We start from the raw sequence: 21,047 nt of genomic DNA, 5'->3' as shown, positions 1-21,047 counted from the left end.
ACTCGTTCACGCCCGGACCAACATTCGATCCAATGCTTTTCGCGCGTCAGAAGCTACGGAAGACTCGACCCGTATCAAGTTCTGTGGCTGACCTTCCGCTATCGATTCAAGTGACCAGGCCAGATGGGGAAGGTCGATCCGGTTCATCGTGAGACATGGGCACATCCTCGGGTTCAATGAAATGATGTGCTGGTCTGGGTGTTCCTGAATGATGCGCTTGACGAGGTTCATTTCCGTGCCGATGGCCCATTCGCTTCCGGGTGGAGCGTTTTCGATCGCCTGAATGATGGCGTTCGTTGATCCTGAGAGATCGGAAAGTTCCACGACTTCACGACTGCATTCGGGGTGGACAATAATTTTCATGTTTGGGTGGTCCGCACGAACTTGTTCAACATTGGCGACCCTGAAATTCTCATGAACAGAGCAGTGTCCTTTCCATAGAATCACTTTGACGGCTTCCAAAGGTCCGTCATATAACAATTCTTCTACAATCGGATCCCAAACAGCCATTTGATCGAGCGGGATGCCGAGGTCATACGCGGTATTCCGTCCTAAATGTTGATCGGGAAGAAAAAGAATCCGTTCTTTCTGAGAAAACGCCCACTGCAACATATCTGCAGCATTAGAAGAAGTGACAGTGGCTCCGCCATGCTTTCCTACGAAAGCCTTGATGGCTGCCGTTGAATTCACATAGGTCAGTGGCAGGATGGTCTCATCGAAAAGTTCCATGAGACGCCCCCAGGATCTCTCCGTCTGTTGGATGTTCGCCATATCTGCCATCGAACAACCTGCGCGCATATCAGGAAGGTAGACGTGCTGGTCCTCCCGCGTCAAGATGTCTGCTGTCTCTGCCATGAAATGAACGCCGCAAAATACGATAGCCTCAGCTTTTTGTTGGGACGCGGAAAGTTGTGCGAGTTTTAAAGAATCCCCGCGAGCATCGGCAAATTGTATGACTTCATCTTTTTGGTAATGGTGACCAGGTAAGAAAAGTTTCTCTCCCATTTCTCTCTTTACTTGGAGTACTTTCTCTTCGAGGTCCGTGGTTTCCATCGTCTTATACCGGTCAGGTAATGTATTCTGTTCAATCGTTTCAAAAAGGTTCATCGTACTTCCTCCTTTGTTGTGGCTACACGGGCGCTAATATCAAGGGCTTTTGCAGAATGGGTCAATAATCCGAGGGAGATATAGTCAATCTTAAGACCGCGGTAATCAGGTAGGCTTTCGAGCGTGATTCCTCCAGAGGCCTCTGTCGTGATCGAAGAAGGTACCAATGTGGCGAGATGCTTGATTTCATTTGGTGTCCGGTTATCGAACATGATAATGTCAGCACCCGCTTCTACAGCCTCGACTACCTGACTCTCCGTTTCTGTTTCCACTTCAATTTTGACGGTATGACCGACTGCCGCTTTCGCTTGAGTGATCGCTTCTCGTACCGAACCAAAGAATGAAATGTGATTATCTTTCAGCATAACGGCATCGTAAAGCCCGAAGCGGTGGTTGAAACCTCCGCCAGTCCGCACGGCATACTTTTCAAATGAGCGCAATCCGGGGGTGGTTTTACGAGTGTCACAAATCCTGATGTTTTCATCATTCAAGGCTTCCATGGCTTTCTTCGTCATCGTAGCGATCCCACTCATCCGTTGAATGAGGTTGAGAATGACGCGTTCTCCTTTTAAAAGCTCTCGAACGGGGCCATCAATGGTGGCGATCGCGTCTCCTGCGCACATCCATTCTCCATCTTCGATGTAGTGTTCGACGGTAATGGAAGGGTCCAGCAGCTGATAGCCATCAGTAATGATCTCACCCCCGCAAAAAATGCCTTCTGCTTTAGATGTAAAGGTCAGTCTTCCGTGGTGATCTTTCGGAAATAACAAGTCGGTGCTGTAATCTTGCTCCCCGATATCTTCCGCGAAAAAGGCTTCTAACTGTTGTTTACGTCTCCATGAATTCATGGACTTCCCTCATTTCTAATGTTTTTTGTCTGATGATTTGTTTGTTCTGCCATTCCAATTGTTCTTCAGGAAAATCGCTGTGATAATGACCTCCACGGCTTTCTTCACGCTCAAGGGCTGATTGAGTGATCAGCCAGCATGTTTGCAGCATGAACATTTTCGTCATTTGCTCGTATGTGAGCATACTTAAGTCATACTCTTTCCATTCAGACGGTTGGACGAACGATTCCAACCACTGCAGATGACTGACTAATTTTGGCCTATCCCTCACAATACCGACGTTTTCCATCATTCGTTCCTGGATTTCGGTTTTTGAAGGAAGGGGAAAAGGACAGGGCTTCCTTTTCTCGTTTGTTTCTTTTGGTCGTAAAAAAGGCTCCGTGCAGTCTTGAAGATGTTTCGCCAGCCTTTTTCCGTATACGAGTCCTTCGAGGAGGGAGTTGCTTGCCAGTCGATTTGCTCCGTGCACACCTGTACAAGCGACTTCTCCAATCGCATACAAGCCTTCAACCGTGGATTTCCCAACCATGTCCGTCTTCACGCCGCCCATAGAAAAATGACAGCCGGGGGCTACTGGAATTCGTCCTTTTCTTAAATCTACTCCATGCTGCAGGCATAGGTTTGTGATATGGGGAAACCTTTGTTCAAAATGGTTTACAGCACGTATATCCAAATAGACGTTTTCACCGTTTTTCCTTTTTTGATAAATCGTTTGAGAGACCACGTGCCTTGGTGCCAGATCTCTGAGAGGGTGAACGTTTTCCATGATTGGTGTTCCCATCTCATCAATTAGCACGGCTCCTTCACCGCGCACCGCTTCAGAGATCAGCCCCACCGGCTTTTCTTGTATGTACAAAAGGGTGGGATGGAACTGAATAAATTCCATGTCTGTAAGTTCCGCTCCAGCCTGATACGCGAGGGCCATCCCATCACCTGTGACAGAAGAGGCATTGGATGTGGAGGCATACAATTGTCCGCATCCTCCTGTCGCAAGAACAGTATGAGGGGCGTGGAATTCATAAACACCTGAAGCATGTTTGCTTTTCACTCCGAAACAGCGGCCATCATCATTTGTTAACAAATCAAATACATAATGGTTTTCAAGAACATGGACATGTGGGGGAAGGGATCGCATCAAGTAATCCATAAGAACTTTTCCCGTTTGATCACCACCCCCGTGGATGATGCGGTTTTGTGTATGGGCGCCTTCTTTTCCGAGAGCAAGGGTGCCGTTTTCTTCATAATCAAAGCCGCAACCTTCCATTTCGAGCTCTCTGATGATTTGAGGAGCTTCCTTTGTCATCATAAGCGTAGCTTGATGGTTGTTCATCGAACGACCCGCGATGACCGAATCGATGAAGTGATAAAAAGGGTGATCCCTGTCGCCGATAGCTGCAGCAATTCCTCCTTGAGCTAAACGGGAATTTCCATGGCCGATCGATGACTTTGTGAGAAGAATCACATTTTTGTCCGTAGCGGTTTGCCGGGCGAGTTGTAAGGCAGCTACGCCAGTACCGATGATGATGATGTCTGTGTTTCGAACCATGAATTTAACCTCCGTAAATATACATGTGTATTTACACTTATATTTACACACTGTTAAACTATTGACAAGAGATTTGGATCAAAAAGGGGAGAAGAATGTGGAAGGATATTTTGATTATGCGGCTACATGCCCGGTGGATGAGGATGCGCTCGAGGCATACAACCATGCAGCTCGTCACTATTTTGCAAATACGAAAAGTTTACACGATCCCGGAACAAAAGCTCATGCTTTGTTAGAACAATGCCGGAATACAATGGCAGGGCTACTGGGAATTGGTCAGGAAGGGGTTTACTTTACAAGCGGAGGTACGGAAAGTAATGAACTTGCCATCGATGCTCTATTGAAAGCAGGGAAAGGGAGGCATATCATTACGACAGATGCTGAGCATTCTTCTGTGCGGAATCTCATTTATAAATACGAGGAAGAAGGTTATAAGGTAACAAGGGTGCCTCTGAATGAAGTGGGAATCGTCAATGTGGAAGATGTTAAAAAAGCGATCCAAGAGGATACTGTCCTTTTGGCGGTTCATCACGTGAATTCTGATATTGGATCGGTGCAGCCGATTCGCCAGCTATCAGATGTTTGCCGCACGTCTGGGATCCTTTTTCACAGTGATTGTGTTCAGTCGTTTGGAAAAATACCGGTGGAGGAAGTAGCTCCTTATGTCGATAGTCTATCCATTAGTTCACACAAGGTTTATGGACCGAAAGGGGTAGGAGTCGTTTACATACGCCCGTCACTTTCATTTCATCCGAAAACTCCGGGGGGGACGCATGAAGGGGGAGTCAGAGCGGGGACGGTCAACACACCAGGGATTGCGGGGTTTACGGTCGCTGCTGAAAAAATGGTGAAAGAAAGGCATAGGATCAAGTCGGAAATTTTCGCATTGAAAAGGGTGTTTTTGAGAGCAGGGGAGTGGAAGGTCGTCGGAGACACAGCAGATGGTGCTGTGCCGATTATCGGACTGCTTCTACCTGAGATGGAAGGGCAATGGGCGATGCTTGAAGGGAATCGGCGTGATTTTCATTTTTCCACGGGTAGCGCCTGCAGCGCCGGCAACCACGAACCTCCGGGTACATTGCTCGCGATGGGTTATGATGCAGAAGTAGCCAAGTCTTTTATTCGTGTTTCTTTTAGTCACCATCAAACAGAAGAACAGGTGGAGAAACTTGCCCTGTTTCTAAATGAAATTCTTAAGCCATCCGTGGCTCGGTAACTGTATGTCAGGACCTTCATTTGCACATGTCAGCGAACTATTGAATAGGGGTGCAAAGCGATTCTTTTACGTAGCGGTACGACCAGAAAGGAAATGTCTATTTGGAAAAAATTGAGGGAAAATGGTGCCAGGTATGGAGGTTTTCCTTCTGAATCATAGTTTGTCCTTTTCGCTCATAGGATGATGGGTGAGAGGAGGAGCCTGGTTTGGGATTGTTGCATGAGTTCAAACAGTTCACCGTGCGTGGAAGTGCCGTCGATATGGGAGTCGGAATGGTCCTGGGAGCCGCTTTCAGTGGATTTATTGATTCACTTGTAACTGATATTTTGCTTCCGCCAGTAGGTGTTTTGTACACAAGGATGAATTTTGAGAACATGTTCCTCAGTCTGGATGGAACGGTCTATCCTTCGCTGACGGCTGCTAAAGAAGCAGGAGCCGCTACCATTAATTATGGTCTTTTTGTTACGGCTTCTGTCCGTTTTATCATCATTTTGTTCGCGGTTTTTCTCGTCGTCCGCCAAATCAACCGCTGGAAAAAACCTCATCAGCACCCTCTGCATGGGATGACAAAAAAAGAGTGCCCGTATTGCTGTATGCCGATTCCGACGCAAGCCATCATCTGCCCGAATTGTTCATCTTCACTTGAAGCCAATCCGTCTCCGCGCCAGCAAGTGAAAACAAAATGGAGAATCAAATGAAAAAGGCGAATCCTAAAAAAGATCCGCCTTTTATTTTCATGGATTATTCTTCGCTGCCTTCGCTCTCTGTGTCACTTTGTTCCTGCTCTTCCATTTGTTCTTCTTCCATCTCACCGTCTTCTTCTCCGCCACAAGCAGCAAGGGTCAAAACAGATACCAAACCTAACGCTAACATCCATTTCTTCAACATGTAAAAAATCCCCTTTCCAAAGTGAGTTACGTATAAAAGATACCCGTCCTTTGTTAAGGGGAAGTGAATATAGTGTAATTTTATGGTAATTAAACCAGCTATTATTGCTGTCAATGGCGTTCTCGGATTCTGTACCGCCTTCACCCCTATCGCCCTCTATATTTTTTAAATTTCATGTCCGCGATTTGAAACTTGAAACCAATGTCATCGTATAAAAGGTAGAGGTGATAGGGTGAAGAAATATATCGTGTTCATTATCACGTTGATGTTAAGCTATGGGCTCGTGTCATGGGGATCAGGTTTGATTTTGACTTTTCTATATGAGCCTGATCCATGGAGAATAAATGCCGAAACGGACCCCTCCATTCTTGTAAGAGTCATGCCCGCGGTAGTGTTGGTTCTTCCTATACTCATGGCTATTTTCATAACAAATAAACTCAATCAAACGAGGGAGTTGAAAGAATGAAAATTGTGCACTTGAAAGAGAGGATGGACTTGGTCGACCGCGCCATCGACATCTTTTGGGAACAATGGGGAAATGAAGATAACTTCAAGCTGTATGAAGACTGTATTCATCAGTCATTGAAAAATGAAGATGAACTGCCTCTGTTTTATACTCTTTTGGATGAGGAGAAAATCATCGGCACCTATGCTCTGCTCCGAAATGATATGAACAGCCGACAGGACCTTTGTCCATGGTTGGCGTGCCTTTATGTTCATCCGGATCATCGTGGGCAGCAGGCCGGGAAACAGTTACTCAGTCATGCCGTGGAGGAAGCGGGTAGGCTAGGTTACCATTTTATTTATTTGGCGACTGACCTGGAAGGGTACTATGAAAAATACGGGTGGGATCAGGAAGGGAAAGCCTTTAGCCTATCTGGTGAGTCCATAAACGTTTACATAAAAGCGACGTGAGTATATCCAGATTTTTCTCATCGTGAATCCATTGGAATAGGGCATCCTACGTTTATGAATACGTAGGAGGAATTGCATTGGAAAACAAAGTAAGCCGTTGGTGCCTGGTCGGTATGGCTTCGATTCCCCTTGTGATGACGCTCGGGAATTCCATGCTGATTCCAGTATTGCCGATTTTCGAGAAAAAGGTAGGCATCACATCTTTTCAATCAAGTACAATCATCACCAGCTATTCCGTAGCAGCCATTATTCTGATTCCTGTTGCCGGTTACTTATCCGATCGTTTCGGAAGAAAGTTAATCATCCTTCCGAGTTTAGTCCTGGCTTTCATTGGAGGGCTGATCGCTGGTTTTTCTTCATGGAAACTGGATGACCCCTTTCTCTGGATTACGATTGGACGAATTCTACAGGGGATGGGCGCAGCAGGGGCGACTCCGATCATTTTACCTCTCGTCGGAGATTTATATAAAGACGATGATGAAAAAGCAAGCTCCTGCCTTGGTATCATAGAAACGTCAAATACGTTCGGAAAAGTACTAAGTCCCATATTGGGTTCTCTTTTTGCTGTATTTTTATGGTTTTTACCGTTCTTTTCGATTTCCTTTTTCAGTTTGATCTCGATTGTCCTCGTTTTCTTTTTTATTAAAGTTCCTAAAGGGAAAAAGGAAGAACCCCAGCCGTTCAAGCAATTTCTGAAAAAGACGAAAGAGATATTCAAACAGGAAGGGAAATGGTTGTACCCGGTATTTCTACTAGGGGCTTACGCCATGCTTGTTTTGTTTGCCGTGTTGTTCTTCATGTCCGATATCCTTGAGAAAACCCATAACATTGAAGGTGTGAAAAAAGGATTCGTCCTAGCTATTCCATTGTTCACGTTATGTGTGTCGGCCTTTGTGACTGGGAAGAAAATCAAGGGAGACACAACCGTCATGAAATGGGTGCTTGTCACAGCATTGATAATGGTTTCAGCAAGCGTCATCTTCGTCGGTTATGTCAACGAGAAGTTGTTTCTGCTTCTCGTTGTAACGAGTGTACTGGGGACGGCGATCGGTGGGATGCTCCCGACCCTTGATGCCCTCATCACAGAAGGGATCGAAAAAGAAGAGAGAGGAACGATTACGTCTTTTTACAGTTCATCCAGATTCATAGGGGTCGCTGCGGGACCTCCGTTGATGTCGCTTCTGATGAAGGAATATTTGAATATCAGTTACATCGCCAGCGGTGCCTTAGGTGCCCTTCTCTTATTGATTGTTCTCCTGTTGATCAAGCCCGAAAAAAGCGGGGATCAAACCAAGACCGCATGAAAAAGCGCCTTCCCTCATAGGGGAAGGCGCTTTTTGTTAACAGTATTGGTTATATGCGTTCGTAAGATTGGCTACAATCTCTTCGACTTCATAATCCTCAATCTCTTCGCGGGGGATGAAGTGGAGCACCTGTCCATCTTTTAAAAGAGCCATGGATGGAGAGGATGGCTCATAGCCTTCTAAATAGTCACGCATGCGTGAAGTAGCTTCGCGGTCCTGGCCAGCGAAGACAGTAACAGTATGATCTGGACGTTTTTCATTGTTGAGTGATTCACGGGCAGAAGGACGGGCAAGGCCTGCAGCACAACCACAGACAGAGTTGATCACGACAAGGGATGTTCCTTTCGTTTCGCTGATGAATGTGTCCACTTCCTCTGGGGTCGTCAGTTCAGTAAAGCCTGCGTTCGTCAATTCATCACGCATCGGCTGGGAGATTTCTTTCATATATGCTTCATATGGGTTCATAATGGTAGCCTCCTATTGTTGTTTTTTCTTAGTCGCTTGAGTCATTTGATGCCACACGGATCCTTTAGCTTCCTCGCCGCCTTCAATTCTTTCGATCGCCATATTGATTTGGAGCCGGACTTCGAATTCGGGATCATCAGCGGCTTCCTTCAAGGCAGGAAGGGCGGCTTCATCACCAAGCTCATACAAGTACATCGCTGCACGCCAGCGAACGAGTTTGTTGGAGTCAGATAAGGACTCCATCATTCTCGGCATCGCTTCTTTGAAGCCGAGATCAGAGATGCAATCGCCGGCTGTGCGTCTTACGGTGACTGATTTGTCATTGAGAGCTTTGTAGAGATACGGCAGTGTTTCAATTTCTTCAATCATTCCAAGATAGGCGGTTGCCAAACGCCGGATTGAAGCTTTTTCATCATCCAGGGCTTTATCAAGCAGGCGATAATCCTCTGCCGTCGGATCCATCCGGTCTAAAGCCGCATAGCGAACTTTCCAGTCGTCATGATCCAATGTTTCTAGGCTGATTTTCGTCTTTTCTTCCTTCGGTTCGACATCAACCGATTCTTGGTCAAACGCTTGTTTAACAAGAGATTCCAGTCGATCTTCATCATAACTTGCCGAAAGTTCTTCTTTCACCTGTTCCCCGATTTCTGCCACGTCGCCATAGCGTGGGTTCTGCTCCACCCATTTACGCTCCATGATCATGTTCGGAGAAGCGGGAGCTGCTTTCATAGCCGCATCCATGAAACGCTCAGGAAGCCCTACACGTGTTTCTTCTTCGCCTTCCTCAAGCTTTACTTGCATCGGGAGGCCGCGGAACATCTGCACGAACACACGAACTTCCCCGAAATGTTCATCGGGTTCTTCCTGTTTTTGTGAAGCTGTTTCATCGGCTGCTTCCGATCCGAAAACCTTCCTGACTTCAGGAAGAATCGCTTCCCAAGATACACGTGCATTTCTTTCTAGAGCGATGAAATCAGTCACGTGGTAAAGGCCTTTGACCCCTTCAATTTCGAAAAGGTGCTGGACAAAGCCAGGTGCATCTTTAAGTTCATCATCTTTTTTATAGTTGTGTGTCTCGCCATCTGGCAAGGTTTCGTTTACATTGATCTTCATTGAATTCGGACTAGGTGTCGGTTCAATAGATACGATTTTCACTCAGTCTAACCCCCTAACAGTCTGATCATTTTTTCATCCGGTTCCGAGGGAGCTGCCCTCATTCCATGCTTCCATCTTATCAAAAATTCCCAAGCTCATCCACGCATCCGTCCCTGCTTTCCATTGTCCACTAAAGCTCCCCGAGACACTTAACCTGAGGAGGCTCACCACCCGCCCCATAGAAAGCGACCGAACCCGAGTCTTCCACAACTCTGTCATACACTTGAATATTGTAAAATTTTTCATAATTTGTGAAACCAGATTGGTATTGTGCCGTAGAGTAGGTGTGTTGATAAAAAGGAGGGGGAAGAATGTCAGAGCCTGTTATGCAGTTGAAGAATGTCCAAAAGACAATTGGCAAAAAATCAATCATTAAAGGTTTGAATTTCGATATTTACGGAGGGGAAGTGTTTGGTTTTCTTGGGCCTAACGGAGCGGGAAAAACCACAACCATCCGGATGATGGTCGGGTTGATGAAAATGACGGACGGGGATGTGATCATCCAGGGTCAAAGTGTAAAGAACAACTTTAAAGGAGCCATCCGTCATGTAGGCGGAATCGTAGAAAACCCTGAAATGTACCCATTCATGAGCGGGTGGAAGAATCTCGTTCATTACGCCCGCATGATGCCCGGAGTTACAGAGGAACGTATGAAGGAAGTCGTCAAGCTTGTTGGGTTGGAAAAGCGGATGAAGGAAAAAGTGGGGAAATACTCGCTTGGGATGCGCCAGCGCCTTGGAATTGCCCAGGCATTATTACATAAACCATCCGTCCTCATCCTTGATGAACCAACAAATGGGTTGGATCCTTCTGGAATCAGGGAAATCCGTGCGTATATCCGGAGACTGGCGGAGGAAGAAGGAGTAGCAGTTATTGTATCAAGTCACATCCTTTCTGAAATGGAGATGATGTGTGATCGAATTGGGATCATTAAAAATGGAGAATTGATTTCCATCCAGACGGTTCATGATGCTCTTCAGCAAACAGATGAGAAAGAAGTGTCCATTGAAGCGACACCTGTAGATCAAACGATGGTCGCTCTTCAAGAAATGACAGGCAAGGAAGTGAATCGTAAGGAAGAGCTTCTGACTTTCACAGTAGAAAAAGAGAAGATTCCATCTGTTGTGGCAGATCTGGTGCAAAAAGGAATCCGAATCTATAGTGTCAACGTCAACCGCTCAACGCTTGAAGATAAATTCTTAGATTTGATTGGAGAGGGAGCCATTGAGTAACTTTTTTCAACTGATCAAAAATGAACAAATGAAGCTCTATAACCAAAAGGCGACGTGGATCATGGCTATTCTGTTGGTGGTTTTAATTGTCGGGATAGGGACTTTGCTCAAAATCGATGATGCGATTACGGGCGGAGAAGGACCGACCGGCGACAATTGGAAACAGGAGCTGCAGCAGCAGAATGAGCAATTGATGTCTGCGGGGGAACAGCCGCCAGAGATTGAGTACCCGGGATATACGAATGTGGAGATGAATCAGTATCGCATTGAAAATGACTTGAAGCCGACACCCTACAATGCGTGGGATTTCGTTCGCGATAACCGAGATCTTGTTGCGTTGGTCAGTCTGTTCACAATCATTGTAGCGGCAGGAATTACAGCTAATGAGTTTCGCTGGGGCACAATTAAACTTTTATTGATCCGTCCGATTTCAAGAGCGAAGATTCTGTTAGCAAAATATGTGTCCGTGGTCATCTATGCTTTGGTGATGCTGTTCATTTTATACCTGTTGTCCTTTTTAGTTGGATCTCTATTGTTTGGAATGGGCAGCTTTTCTCCGACGTATGTATATACTCAAGCGGGCGAGATAAAAGATGCCGCCCTCTTTTCATTTACTGTTTCACAATACTTATTGAGTTTTGTAGAATTAATTATGATGGCTACGTTCGCGTTTATGATCGCTTCTGTTTTCAGGAATACATCCCTTGCCATCGGTTTGGCGATCTTCCTCATGATGGCCGGAAGCTCAATTGTGCTTTTCTTTATGGAAAAAGAGTGGGCGAAATATATCCTGTTTGCCAATACGGACTTGACTCAATACATGTCCGGGACACCGTTCGTATCAGGAACTTCGCTTGGGTTTTCCATCGCAGTTTTAGCGGTATATTATGTAGTATTCATGGTTTTATCATGGGGATTCTTTACGAAGCGTGACGTAGCTGGAGCATAAAAAAAGGAGGAGAAGGAATTGAAACGTACGGTAGAAATCGTTCTTACCATCATTGGAATTGTTCTTTTTGGACTTCCCGTTCTGTTGAGTGGCATTTTGTTAAACTCTTCAGATAATCCGCAAATACAACAAGAAATTGAAAACTTCATGAATTCCCCGGAAGTGCAGATGGAAGGGGAAATGAGTTCCACTGATATGACCCAGATGTTTGAAATGATGGGGTCATTCGCAATGTTCGTATTGATTGCGTCTCTAATTGCCATCGGATTAGGTATTCTGGCTGCTGTGTTCCTTAAAGGGAATAAGAAACCGAAAGCTGCGGGGATCATTTTAATTATTTCTGCGATTATCTTTACGTTCGCCACTGTATTTATGGGATTGTTCGGAGGCGTAGCGTATTTGATTGCAGGAATTGTTGCGCTCGTCCGTAAACCGAAAAAGACCGCACCCGATGAAGCAATCAGTTATTAGGTGGAGAAAGGCGTGGCTTTAAAGCCGCGTCTTTTTATTTATACAAGACAAAAGCGCTCGAATGAAGCCGAGCGCTTTTTAGCGGAGGCGGAAATTTCGTGGTCAATCCAAGTACCGGTTCATTACATCCACATCCGCACTCTGGCGGTCATAGACGCTTCCTTCCTGAGGGCGGAGACCACTGCCGCCGCAAATCTTACAAGTGTAGCGCCATTCTTCATCATCCATTAACAGACCTTCTCCATCACAAGCGAGACAGAATTCATCCCTGGCCATCTTCATTCCTCTTTTCCTTGTTTTTCTTACCATTTCTCAAACGCTTCAGGTTATACAAGGGAGATTATATTTTTAAAGAATCGGGAATGTGAGAATCATTGGAGGGATGACCGTGGCTAATGAGGAAAATCCACAGGAAACAGATGTGAATGAAAGCAATGATTCAAATGAGAAAATAGATCGTCCGGGGCGACAATTTTATATTCCGTCCCAAATCGTAGATGAATTTGGTGAAAAGGGAAGAGACCATTTAAATAAGCCTTTCCGTGCTCAATTTTTACTCGCATTGACGGCGGGATCTTTTATGACATTCGGGGCCGTCTTTTCCATCCTTCTTGCTGTTGGAGTCGAGACAAAAGGAATCTATCACCTTTTGTCCGGGCTTGGGTTCGCGGCAGGGTACTCGATGGTCTTCATATCAGGGGCCGTTCTTTTTACGGAAATCAATGTTTTATTACCCTCCTACTTGTTTAACAAAGCAGGGTTGATGAAAACGAACATTTATAAGTTCTGGATGTCCTCCTATATTGGAAACATCATCGGCGCTTTTCTGGTCGCTGTACTGATCCAGTGGTCAGGCTCCTTCGCCAGTACATTCTATCCTGAGCTGGAAATGTATTTGGATCATAAGATGAAGTTTATGGATCACGGAGTCAAAGGGTGGTTTCAGGTTCTGGTTTCCGGTGTTCTTGCCAATTGGCTTATAGGTATGGCGGCTTTTCTGACGACCTCTGCCCGGGATTTAACAGGTAAAATCCTTGGAACCACCTTACCAGTCGTTCTTTTTGTAGCAGGAAATTTCCAGCACAGTGCTGCAAATATGGGGTACTTTAGCATGGGGTTTTTAGCTTCTGATAAATACACATGGTATGAATATATCTTTTTTAACCTTGTACCTGCCAGTATCGGAAACCTTATTGGAGGAGCGATATTGGTATCCTTATTGTTCTCTTATGCCTACAAAGAGGACATTCAAACCTCCCTGGGAAGAAATAAAAATAAGAAGGGGGCTAAACAATGAAGCAAATCATAGCTATGGGTGGAGGCGGCTTCTCCATGGAGCCTGAAAACCCGTTGTTGGACGATTACGTATTAAATCAAGTAGAAAAAGAAAGACCGAAAATATGTTTTGTCCCCACAGCTAGTGGGGATGCGGACAGTTACATCGAACGCTTTTATGAAGCATTCAAAGAAAAAGCGGAAGCAACCCATTTGTCCTTATTCAAGCCACCAACGAGAGATTTACGGAAATTTGTGCTCGAACAGGACATCATCTACGTAGGTGGAGGGTCGACTAAGAACCTACTTATCCTTTGGAGAGAGTGGGGTCTGGATGAAATCATGAAAGAAGCATGGGAACAAGGGGTTGTCCTTGCGGGGATCAGTGCAGGCGCCATTTGCTGGTTTGATGAAGGGGTGACGGATTCCTACGGCGACCAGCTGGAACCGCTGGAATGCCTCGGATTTCTACCAGGAAGCTGCTGCCCGCATTACGATGGGGAAGAACAGCGGAAACCGGCGTACACTTCTTTTATTAAAGGTGGATCGATTCGTCCAGGCTATGCGCTTGATGACGGAGCGGCTGTTCATTTTGTAAATACGGAACCAGTGAAGAATGTGAGCTCGCGTGAAGAGGCGAAGGGCTACTATGTAAGAGTGGAAGCGGAGGAAGTAGAAGAAAATGAGCTGGAAATGACATACTTAGGCTAACGCTAACGAAAACCCTCGCGCTGTATATTCAGCGCGAGGGTTTTTGTCCAGTTGAAATCATGGAAAAAACAGGCGGACCAGGTCATCCAAAATATGGGTGACCTGGTATGGTGATTTTTTGTAGCTACTCAAACAATAGGATTTCCGGGTCTTTCTTATAGGTGTGGACTAACATAGCATGCAATTGCCCACGGTGGTGATACATATGGGCGACTGTCTGGACGAGCCATTCAAACCGTGTATTGGTCACACCCCACCACGATGTGGTTTCTGTGTACAGGTGCTCTTCGGTGTAGTTTTCGAATTGGGTTTTCAATTGCGCAAAGTTTTCAAATAGACGTTCTAAGATTTCATCTTTTGTTTTCATTGATACCGTTTCATAGAAGTGCTCCATCTCTGCTTTTGAAGCCCCTTCTGTGATGTGCCCATCAGCCGCAGGGATTGCTGCGATGTGTTCGAGCAATTCCCCAATGGAGTACTTTCCCTCCGTCGGTCTAAGGGTCAAATCTTCTTCTGACAACTGACCGACCATTTCGGAAATGGATGCAATAACGATTTCTAATTGATGAAAAGCGCTCTGACAGTACATATTCATAGGAACACAACCTTATTAAAATTGTTATTCCTCCTCTTATTCTCCGACGTTCGACTAAATCCCTTTTCAAAGCGAAAAACTACAGGAAACGACGAAAATCGCCCTAAGGTTTTGTTTGTTACGTGCATAGAAAGACCTATACATAAAAATGGACGTAGTGAATGTTTGTGCGATGAGTTGACTCTGACGTTACGTTATAGCTTATCGTTAATTGTGAGGTGATCACCGATGTATAAAGTGAAAGAAATGGCAGAGTTGACAGGGGTCAGTGTGCGCACACTGCACCATTATGATCATATCGATTTGTTGACACCAACCTATGTAAGTGAAAACGGCTACCGTTTATATAGTGAAAACGAGTTGGTGCGCCTGCAGCAGATTCTTTTCTTCAAAGAGATGGATTTCTCTTTGAGAAAGATAAAAGAGATTCTCGATAATCCTGATTTTGATGAAGCCGACGCATTGCAGCGCCACCGTGAGATTTTGAGAGAAAAGAAAAAACGTTTGGAGCGGTTGATTCGGTCGGTAGATCAGACGTTACAAACGTTGGAAGGAGAAGATCGTATGAAAAATGAAGACCGTTTCCGTCCATTTGATAAAAGTGAGATTGAAGCCCATCAGAAAAAATATGAGAAAGAAGTGGAAGCGCGTTGGGGACACACGGACGCTTACAAACAATCCAAACAAAAAACATCACAATATACAAAAGAGGATTGGGAAAGGATCCAACAAGAAGGAGATGGAATCGATCGCGAACTTGTAAAATTAATGGATCGTGACCCTTCTGATTCAGATGTTCAGCAGTTAATAGATAAAAAACGTCAGCACATTACTGATTATTTTTATGAGTGCAATCTGGATATTTTCAGAGGGTTGGCGGACATGTATGTTAATGACCCTCGTTTCACGAAGAATATCGATAAATGGAAAGAAGGCTACGCAGAGTTCCTACAAAAAGCCATGCATATTTACTGCGACCAACAGGAGGAAAGGTAATCCCCTTGTGGAAGAGGTAATAAATGTATGACCAGGTCATACATTTATTACCATAAAACCAAAACCAGCCCTTGCCGTTCTAAACTGTGAGGGCTGGTTTTTTTTATGTGTGTATTTTGTATATTAGGTGGTTCCTTTTTCTTCCGTACCAGGTCATACAGATTATTCCAATTTAACGAGGGCGGCAAATGAGTCCATTATGCACTTTGATGTAACCGTGTCTCAGGATATCGAACCCTGCTTCATACATATAGAGTCCCATTTGTTCAACGGTCATGAGTTCCCTGTAGGTATGGTTCATCACATCTGCCATGACATGATAGTAGACACGGGATCGAACCTGGTTCCTTGGGGTGGTAAGAATGGCGTATCCACCTTCTTTCAAAAATCGCCGGTGCCAGTCAGCGACTTCCGGCTTGTATTTATCAGGGAAATGTTCCAACAGACCGACGGAAAGGACGACATCAAATTCTTTTCCGAAATCAAGGTTGCGAATATCCTCAACCACATACTCAATGTTCAAGTCATCTTTATACATGACATTCCACTGTCCCGTTCTCGGATTCTCACCTAAAAAAGGGTAATGCTCAGGGAATTCACCAAAACGTGTGGTCTTGCAAAATTCATCGTAATCGACCATGACAATCTCCGCTCCTGGATACATGGCTCCAAGCTGCATCGCTTCATACCCTTCCGCAGCTCCTAAAAAGAGAATGCGTGGGCGGTCTAAATGTAATCCTTCAAAAAGGGCCCTCTTCCCTCGGGGGTCCCAAATTCCATCTTGGATTCTATGAACATAATTCCATAACTGCAACTGAACAAGATTACCAAGCGCTTGTTTTACTTGTCCAGGCTTAAATGAAGCAAGGCTTCTCATGAATTGTTTTTTACCAAGGTTCTTTTCCTGAGGAACATCTTTGATGAACCACTCATGAAAAGATTTGTTGAAATAGGTCCATGAAGTATGTGGATCCATTACTTGATCATTCTCTTTCTCCCATTCAGTCCGTTCACTCGAATAATTCGTGACCTCAAAAGGTTTACCTACATCCTTCCATGACAAAAGAGACCAATCAGCTACCGTGTTTAAACGAACAAACTTGTTATATTCTTTCTCTGAATAGCGTCTAAGGTCAACACGGTATTGAGGATGGGAAAACGTTTCGTCCATATGCTTTTCACTATAGGGCTTGGGTATCCTCGAATCTTTAACCGCAGCTTCACCTAACATGGAACGATCACCTCTCCATATCATTTAGTACAACTATAACTGCTAATGTAAACGTTTACAATAATAACCATTCAGTATTAGTACCAGTAAATGTATGACCGGGTCTTACAATATATGGCGTGCCAGGTCATACATATATTTCCAATACAAACCTTTTGTAGGTACATTTATCCATTACAACCGCATTATTACACTGTAGTAAAGATGATGTAATGTTTGAAAAGTTATTGTTGTGTTCCTGTTATTGGCATATGAGCTGTGCGTGTTACAGTAGGAATTGTGATTTTGAGACAGCGCTTAGCCGAGGGCTGAGCGAGAGCTGTTTACCAAGGAGGAAATTAAACATGATGAAAAAAACAATTGTTTCTTTGGCGGCGGTCGCATCGGTTTCGGCAGTAACAGCAACAGCAGTAAGTGCAGATGAAATTAAAGTAGAAAAAGGAGATACTCTTTGGAGCATTGCTCAAAACAATGGAGTATCTGTAAATGATATAAAAGAAGAAAACGGCTTGAACTCTAATCTGATTTTCCCTAACCAAGTACTTTCTATTAACGAAGGACAAAACGCAGAGGCTCAATCCCAAACTTCCAGCAGCGTTCACACGGTTCAATCAGGGGACACACTTTACAGCATTGGACAAGCAAATAATGTAAGCGTGCAAGAACTGAAAGCTTGGAACAACCTTAACTCCAACCTGATCTATCCTGGAGAGAAATTATCTCTTGATGGAGCAGCAGTTGCAGAACAATCAACTTCTGAAAACAGCTCAAGCAATGAAGCAGCAGAAGCTGAGCAAACATCCAGCCAACCAGCAGACGATGGTGTCGTGAAAACATTGAATATGGAAGCGACAGCTTATACAGCATTCTGTGAAGGTTGCTCCGGAACAACTTATACAGGTATTGACTTGAGAGCTAACCCAGACCAAAAAGTGATTGCCGTAGACCCGAACGTGATTCCACTCGGTTCTGAAGTTTATGTAGAAGGCTATGGTAAAGCGATCGCCGGCGATATCGGTGGAGCGATCCAAGGCAACCGTATCGATGTATTCATGGCAGATCGTTCTGATGCTCTTGACTTCGGACGTAAAAACGTACAAGTAAAAGTATATGAATAATATAGATGGAGACGATCCTTTGTGGGTCGTCTCTTTTTGTTTTACCGCTGGTAACCAATATAAAACTTCCCTTGAAAACGTGGGAGCACTGGAAGAGTTATTTGATTCTAGCATTTATTCAATTCAGTGGCACCTTATGTGGGAAAATATTAAAAATCGACATTTTTCCACATAAATGAGTTTTAAAATCAACCCGTGCGGATATTGTTAATCAATGATGATTCCTCAAATAAGCTCTATAGTTAGAAAAAAACGTATAAAACATAATTTTTTCTTGCTTTTACGATGTTTTACTAATAATATCAAGGGGAATCGATTTATATACTAAAAAAGAAGGGAGGATACCACGATGACTCTGCTATACTCAAAAGCCCGTGAGCTGTTCGATCAGGATTATAAAAACAGTCCGGAAGCGCAGGTGCAATCCAAGGCTAAAGGCGTAAAGCGTACACGTAGTGGAAAGGTTCTATTCTCTTTCCGTAAGCAGACTAACAAGCGGAAATAGCATTAGAAGTCGTGGAGGTAGCTATGAGAAGTAACAAAAAAAGAATCAACATGGTCGACTTTTTAAAACAGGTTGTCCCGTGGATCAGCGTTTCATTGACAGATCAGTCATGAAGCGCTGATTTTTTATACCCAAAAGGTTTACATAGGGAAGGGTTCGGTTATCGTACTCGCTAAGGAGGCGAAAAAATGAACATATTTTCTGGCGAAGCCTTAAAGGGCGAACACATTATCGTAACAGGGGCGACAGGTGGAATCGGATATGAAACGGCTAAGGAAATCGTCCGCGCTGGAGGTCATGTGACCATTACCGGCAGGAACGAGGAAAAGCTGGCCTTGTTAAAAGAGGAATGTGCTACGATAAATGGAGAAATGGAAGTTTTAATAAGCACTGCTGATTTGAACGAGAAAGCAGATCGAGTGAAAGTAGTAAAGGACGCCAGGCAGGTGATAGGTCCAGTGACAGGACTCGTCAATTCGGCTGGCATCATTGGTGGCGGACCGCTTGAAAATTTAAAAGAAGAAGATTTACGTAAAGTAATGGAGCTTAACTATTTCTCTACCGTCCTTTTCACTCAGGAAGTCTATCAAGATATGAAAGCAAATGGGCGCGGGAGTATCGTCAATTTATCTTCCCTCTCTGGTTTGCGGGGGACGCATTCTGGTACGGCTTACAGTGCTTCGAAATTTGCCATTACCGGATTTACGCAGTCTTTCGCTCATGAAGCCATTGAACACGGGGTTCGCGTTAACGCTGTATGTCCGGGTTATGTAGATACTGCTATGGGGCAGGAAGCTATTCGTTCAAAAGGGGAACGGGAAGGCAGAAGTTATGAAGAACAAAGAAAAGCAGCAGAACAAGGGATTCCTTCAGGAAAACTAAGTGAACCGGATGAAGTGGCCAGGTCCATTGTTTACCTTTTATCGGAGGCATCGACCAATATTGTCGGGGAATCTTTGAAAATATCTGGAGGAAGTGTCATGCGATAAGGAAACAAGGAGGTGGGCCCTTTGCCAGGAGAACGATATTCAAGACAACAGCTCTTTCAACCAATAGGAGAAAAAGGGCAGCGCCGTCTGAAAGAATCGCACGTGCTCATCGTAGGCGCTGGTGCGCTAGGAACAAGCAGTTCGGAGCAGCTTGTAAGAGCAGGCGTCGGGAAAATAACCATCATTGATCGGGATTATGTGGAATTCAGTAACTTGCAAAGACAGCAGCTATTCACAGAAAGAGATGCTGAAAACCGGATGCCTAAGGCGATGGCTGCTAAAAGCCGATTGGAAGAAGTGAATAGTGAGGTTCCAATTCATGCGGTCGTCGCTGATGTACAAGCAGAAGAACTAAAAAAATATGCACAAGGAATCGATATGATCATTGATGGAACGGATAATTTCGAAACGCGTATGCTCATCAACGACTTTACACAAAGACACCAAATCCCATGGATTTATGGTGGCTGCGTAGGAAGTCACGGGATGAGTTATACGATTATCCCGGGCTCAACCCCTTGTTTGTCATGTTTGATGAGGAGCATCCCGCTCGGTGCCGCTACTTGTGATACGGTCGGGGTTATTAGTCCGGCGGTTCAAATGGTCGCCGCCCATCAAGTGACGGAAGCTTTGAAAGTGCTTGTAGGGGATGTCCAATCCATACGCAAAGGTCTTGTTACCTTTGATCTTTGGACAAACGACTATACCTCGATTAAAACCGGACGTATTCAAAGGCGAGACTGTCCATCTTGCGGAGATGAACCGAACTATCCTTATCTATTCGGAAACGAAATGACAAAAGTTGCAGTCCTATGTGGAAGGGATACCGTGCAGATACGCCCAGGTAACAAAGGGCAAAGAGATCTAGAGGAGTTAAAAAAACGATTGTCAGATGGCGAGATTCAGGAGAACCCTTTCTTGTTATCCTATAAAACATTGCGGCACCGGATGGTTTTTTTTCGTGATGGCCGCGTGTTGATCCACGGGACGAATGATATTAAGGAAGCAAAAACGTTGTATCATAAAATCGTTGGTGGTTGATGTAGTTTGTTTATGGAAAGGAAAGGGAATAGATAAACCAACAACCAATAAGGAGAGTGCAACATGGGACGACTACTTAAACGAGTGTTCAAATATGGACCTATTGTATATCCAATTATAAAAAAGTTCATGAGGAAACGAAGAGGACGGTACTAAAAGTGAGCAGGAATCTGCTCGCTTTTTATTTTTCTCTATATAATAAGGAAGAAAAAGATCAATCCTATTCTATTAACTTAGAAAACTAAAAAATTATTGGAAAACCTATTGCGTCCTCCGAAATGCCATGATATATTATTACTTGTCGCGTTAAGAGAGCGGCAAGCCGCAAACGGCTTAACAAAATAAATCATAAAAAGTTGTTGACGATAACAACTACACATGATATATTAATTAAGTCGCTGTTTTGAAGCGGCAAACAAAACATTTGATCTTTGAAAACTGAACGAACCAACCAGTACGTCAAAACATTTCTTCTTTATAGAAGAGATTT

23 protein-coding genes are annotated in these 21,047 nt (G+C 44.4%); 14 read left to right on the top strand and 9 right to left on the bottom strand.

Translation table 11 applies throughout. From position 1 onward, the window contains the following. Positions 1–6: 6 nt before the first annotated feature. Genes nadA through nadB form a run of 3 tightly spaced genes read right to left on the bottom strand, consistent with a single transcriptional unit; the run spans position 7 to position 3,501 of the window. Positions 7–1,107 (bottom strand): quinolinate synthase NadA, encoded by a 1,101-nt coding sequence (gene nadA, locus K2225_RS18780; RefSeq protein WP_220586150.1) that lies wholly within the window; start codon positions 1,105–1,107, stop codon positions 7–9. After that, complete coding sequence (nadC, locus tag K2225_RS18775; RefSeq protein ID WP_220586149.1) at positions 1,104–1,955, bottom strand: carboxylating nicotinate-nucleotide diphosphorylase; 852 nt, start codon at positions 1,953–1,955, stop codon at positions 1,104–1,106. The genes nadA and nadC overlap by 4 nt, the downstream gene beginning before the upstream one ends. After that, positions 1,936–3,501: an L-aspartate oxidase gene (gene nadB / locus K2225_RS18770; protein ID WP_220586148.1), complete on the bottom strand. Its 1,566-nt coding sequence runs from the start codon at positions 3,499–3,501 to the stop codon at positions 1,936–1,938. The genes nadC and nadB overlap by 20 nt, the downstream gene beginning before the upstream one ends. A 97-nt stretch (positions 3,502–3,598) precedes the next feature. Here nadB and K2225_RS18765 point away from each other — a divergent pair, with 97 nt between their 5' ends. Together K2225_RS18765 and mscL are read left to right on the top strand one after the other, a co-directional pair. Beyond that, a complete protein-coding gene (locus K2225_RS18765) occupies positions 3,599–4,717 on the top strand; it encodes an IscS subfamily cysteine desulfurase (RefSeq protein ID WP_220586147.1) in 1,119 nt (372 codons plus the stop codon). A gap of 206 nt (positions 4,718–4,923) precedes the next feature. Further along, positions 4,924–5,415, top strand: a complete 492-nt coding sequence (gene mscL / locus K2225_RS18760; protein ID WP_220586146.1) for a large conductance mechanosensitive channel protein MscL — start codon at positions 4,924–4,926, stop codon at positions 5,413–5,415. A gap of 43 nt (positions 5,416–5,458) precedes the next feature. Here the strand turns inward: mscL and K2225_RS18755 are convergent, their stop codons facing one another. Beyond that, on the bottom strand, positions 5,459–5,605 hold the full coding sequence (locus K2225_RS18755; protein ID WP_220586145.1) for a hypothetical protein: 147 nt from the start codon (positions 5,603–5,605) through the stop codon (positions 5,459–5,461). A gap of 462 nt (positions 5,606–6,067) precedes the next feature. On the opposite strand from K2225_RS18755, the gene K2225_RS18750 reads away from it, so the two are divergent. Together K2225_RS18750 and K2225_RS18745 are read left to right on the top strand one after the other, a co-directional pair. Further along, entirely contained in the window at positions 6,068–6,520 is a 453-nt protein-coding gene (locus K2225_RS18750; RefSeq protein ID WP_220586144.1) for a GNAT family N-acetyltransferase, read from the top strand. 113 nt (positions 6,521–6,633) lie between these two features. Beyond that, positions 6,634–7,824: an MFS transporter gene (locus K2225_RS18745; RefSeq protein WP_220586221.1), complete on the top strand. Its 1,191-nt coding sequence runs from the start codon at positions 6,634–6,636 to the stop codon at positions 7,822–7,824. Between the two features lie 36 nt (positions 7,825–7,860). On the opposite strand, the gene K2225_RS18740 is transcribed toward K2225_RS18745, so the two are convergent. Further along, positions 7,861–8,292 (bottom strand): BrxA/BrxB family bacilliredoxin, encoded by a 432-nt coding sequence (locus tag K2225_RS18740; protein WP_220586220.1) that lies wholly within the window; start codon positions 8,290–8,292, stop codon positions 7,861–7,863. Between the two features lie 9 nt (positions 8,293–8,301). Then, the gene (locus K2225_RS18735; protein WP_220586143.1) at positions 8,302–9,444 is read right to left on the bottom strand and encodes a conserved virulence factor C family protein; all 1,143 of its coding nucleotides are present in this window, start codon (positions 9,442–9,444) and stop codon (positions 8,302–8,304) included. 311 nt (positions 9,445–9,755) lie between these two features. Here K2225_RS18735 and K2225_RS18730 point away from each other — a divergent pair, with 311 nt between their 5' ends. From K2225_RS18730 to K2225_RS18720, 3 genes are read left to right on the top strand one after another with little or no spacing between them, the layout of a single operon-like run. Then, positions 9,756–10,676 (top strand): ABC transporter ATP-binding protein, encoded by a 921-nt coding sequence (locus K2225_RS18730; RefSeq protein WP_220586142.1) that lies wholly within the window; start codon positions 9,756–9,758, stop codon positions 10,674–10,676. Then, complete coding sequence (locus K2225_RS18725; protein WP_220586141.1) at positions 10,669–11,625, top strand: ABC transporter permease; 957 nt, start codon at positions 10,669–10,671, stop codon at positions 11,623–11,625. The genes K2225_RS18730 and K2225_RS18725 overlap by 8 nt, the downstream gene beginning before the upstream one ends. Before the next feature lie 18 nt (positions 11,626–11,643). Continuing rightward, positions 11,644–12,096, top strand: coding sequence for a DUF4064 domain-containing protein (locus tag K2225_RS18720; RefSeq protein ID WP_220586140.1), 453 nt, complete (start codon positions 11,644–11,646; stop codon positions 12,094–12,096). Between the two features lie 102 nt (positions 12,097–12,198). Here K2225_RS18720 and K2225_RS18715 read toward each other — a convergent pair whose 3' ends face one another. After that, complete coding sequence (locus K2225_RS18715) at positions 12,199–12,372, bottom strand: hypothetical protein (protein WP_220586139.1); 174 nt, start codon at positions 12,370–12,372, stop codon at positions 12,199–12,201. A 112-nt stretch (positions 12,373–12,484) separates the two neighbouring features. Here K2225_RS18715 and K2225_RS18710 point away from each other — a divergent pair, with 112 nt between their 5' ends. Continuing rightward, positions 12,485–13,393 (top strand): formate/nitrite transporter family protein, encoded by a 909-nt coding sequence (locus tag K2225_RS18710; RefSeq protein ID WP_220586138.1) that lies wholly within the window; start codon positions 12,485–12,487, stop codon positions 13,391–13,393. Next, on the top strand, positions 13,390–14,082 hold the full coding sequence (locus K2225_RS18705) for a Type 1 glutamine amidotransferase-like domain-containing protein (RefSeq protein WP_220586137.1): 693 nt from the start codon (positions 13,390–13,392) through the stop codon (positions 14,080–14,082). The genes K2225_RS18710 and K2225_RS18705 overlap by 4 nt, the downstream gene beginning before the upstream one ends. Before the next feature lie 124 nt (positions 14,083–14,206). Here the strand turns inward: K2225_RS18705 and K2225_RS18700 are convergent, their stop codons facing one another. Beyond that, on the bottom strand, positions 14,207–14,677 hold the full coding sequence (locus K2225_RS18700) for a DinB family protein (protein ID WP_220586136.1): 471 nt from the start codon (positions 14,675–14,677) through the stop codon (positions 14,207–14,209). A gap of 228 nt (positions 14,678–14,905) precedes the next feature. On the opposite strand from K2225_RS18700, the gene K2225_RS18695 reads away from it, so the two are divergent. Further along, positions 14,906–15,673 carry a MerR family transcriptional regulator gene (locus K2225_RS18695; protein ID WP_220586135.1) on the top strand — a complete coding sequence of 256 codons (768 nt, stop codon included), beginning with the start codon at positions 14,906–14,908 and terminating at the stop codon, positions 15,671–15,673. A gap of 172 nt (positions 15,674–15,845) precedes the next feature. On the opposite strand, the gene K2225_RS18690 is transcribed toward K2225_RS18695, so the two are convergent. Continuing rightward, positions 15,846–16,904: a class I SAM-dependent methyltransferase gene (locus K2225_RS18690; protein WP_220586134.1), complete on the bottom strand. Its 1,059-nt coding sequence runs from the start codon at positions 16,902–16,904 to the stop codon at positions 15,846–15,848. Positions 16,905–17,251: 347 nt separating this feature from the next. Here K2225_RS18690 and K2225_RS18685 point away from each other — a divergent pair, with 347 nt between their 5' ends. The 4 genes from K2225_RS18685 to K2225_RS18670 all read left to right on the top strand — a co-directional run bounded on the left by K2225_RS18685 (position 17,252) and on the right by K2225_RS18670 (position 20,557). Continuing rightward, a complete protein-coding gene (locus K2225_RS18685; protein ID WP_220586219.1) occupies positions 17,252–18,022 on the top strand; it encodes a 3D domain-containing protein in 771 nt (256 codons plus the stop codon). A 349-nt stretch (positions 18,023–18,371) separates the two neighbouring features. Continuing rightward, on the top strand, positions 18,372–18,527 hold the full coding sequence (locus K2225_RS18680; protein WP_202410145.1) for a hypothetical protein: 156 nt from the start codon (positions 18,372–18,374) through the stop codon (positions 18,525–18,527). Between the two features lie 188 nt (positions 18,528–18,715). After that, positions 18,716–19,516, top strand: coding sequence for an SDR family NAD(P)-dependent oxidoreductase (locus K2225_RS18675; RefSeq protein ID WP_220586133.1), 801 nt, complete (start codon positions 18,716–18,718; stop codon positions 19,514–19,516). Between the two features lie 21 nt (positions 19,517–19,537). Then, complete coding sequence (locus K2225_RS18670; RefSeq protein WP_220586132.1) at positions 19,538–20,557, top strand: thiazole biosynthesis adenylyltransferase ThiF; 1,020 nt, start codon at positions 19,538–19,540, stop codon at positions 20,555–20,557. The last annotated feature ends 490 nt before the right edge of the window (positions 20,558–21,047 follow it).

The sequence above is a fragment of the Halobacillus sp. Nhm2S1 genome (assembly GCF_019599545.1).
In the GTDB taxonomy this organism is placed as follows: Bacteria; Bacillota; Bacilli; order Bacillales; family Halobacillaceae; genus Halobacillus.
This window is presented reverse-complemented; position numbering and strand designations above follow the sequence as displayed.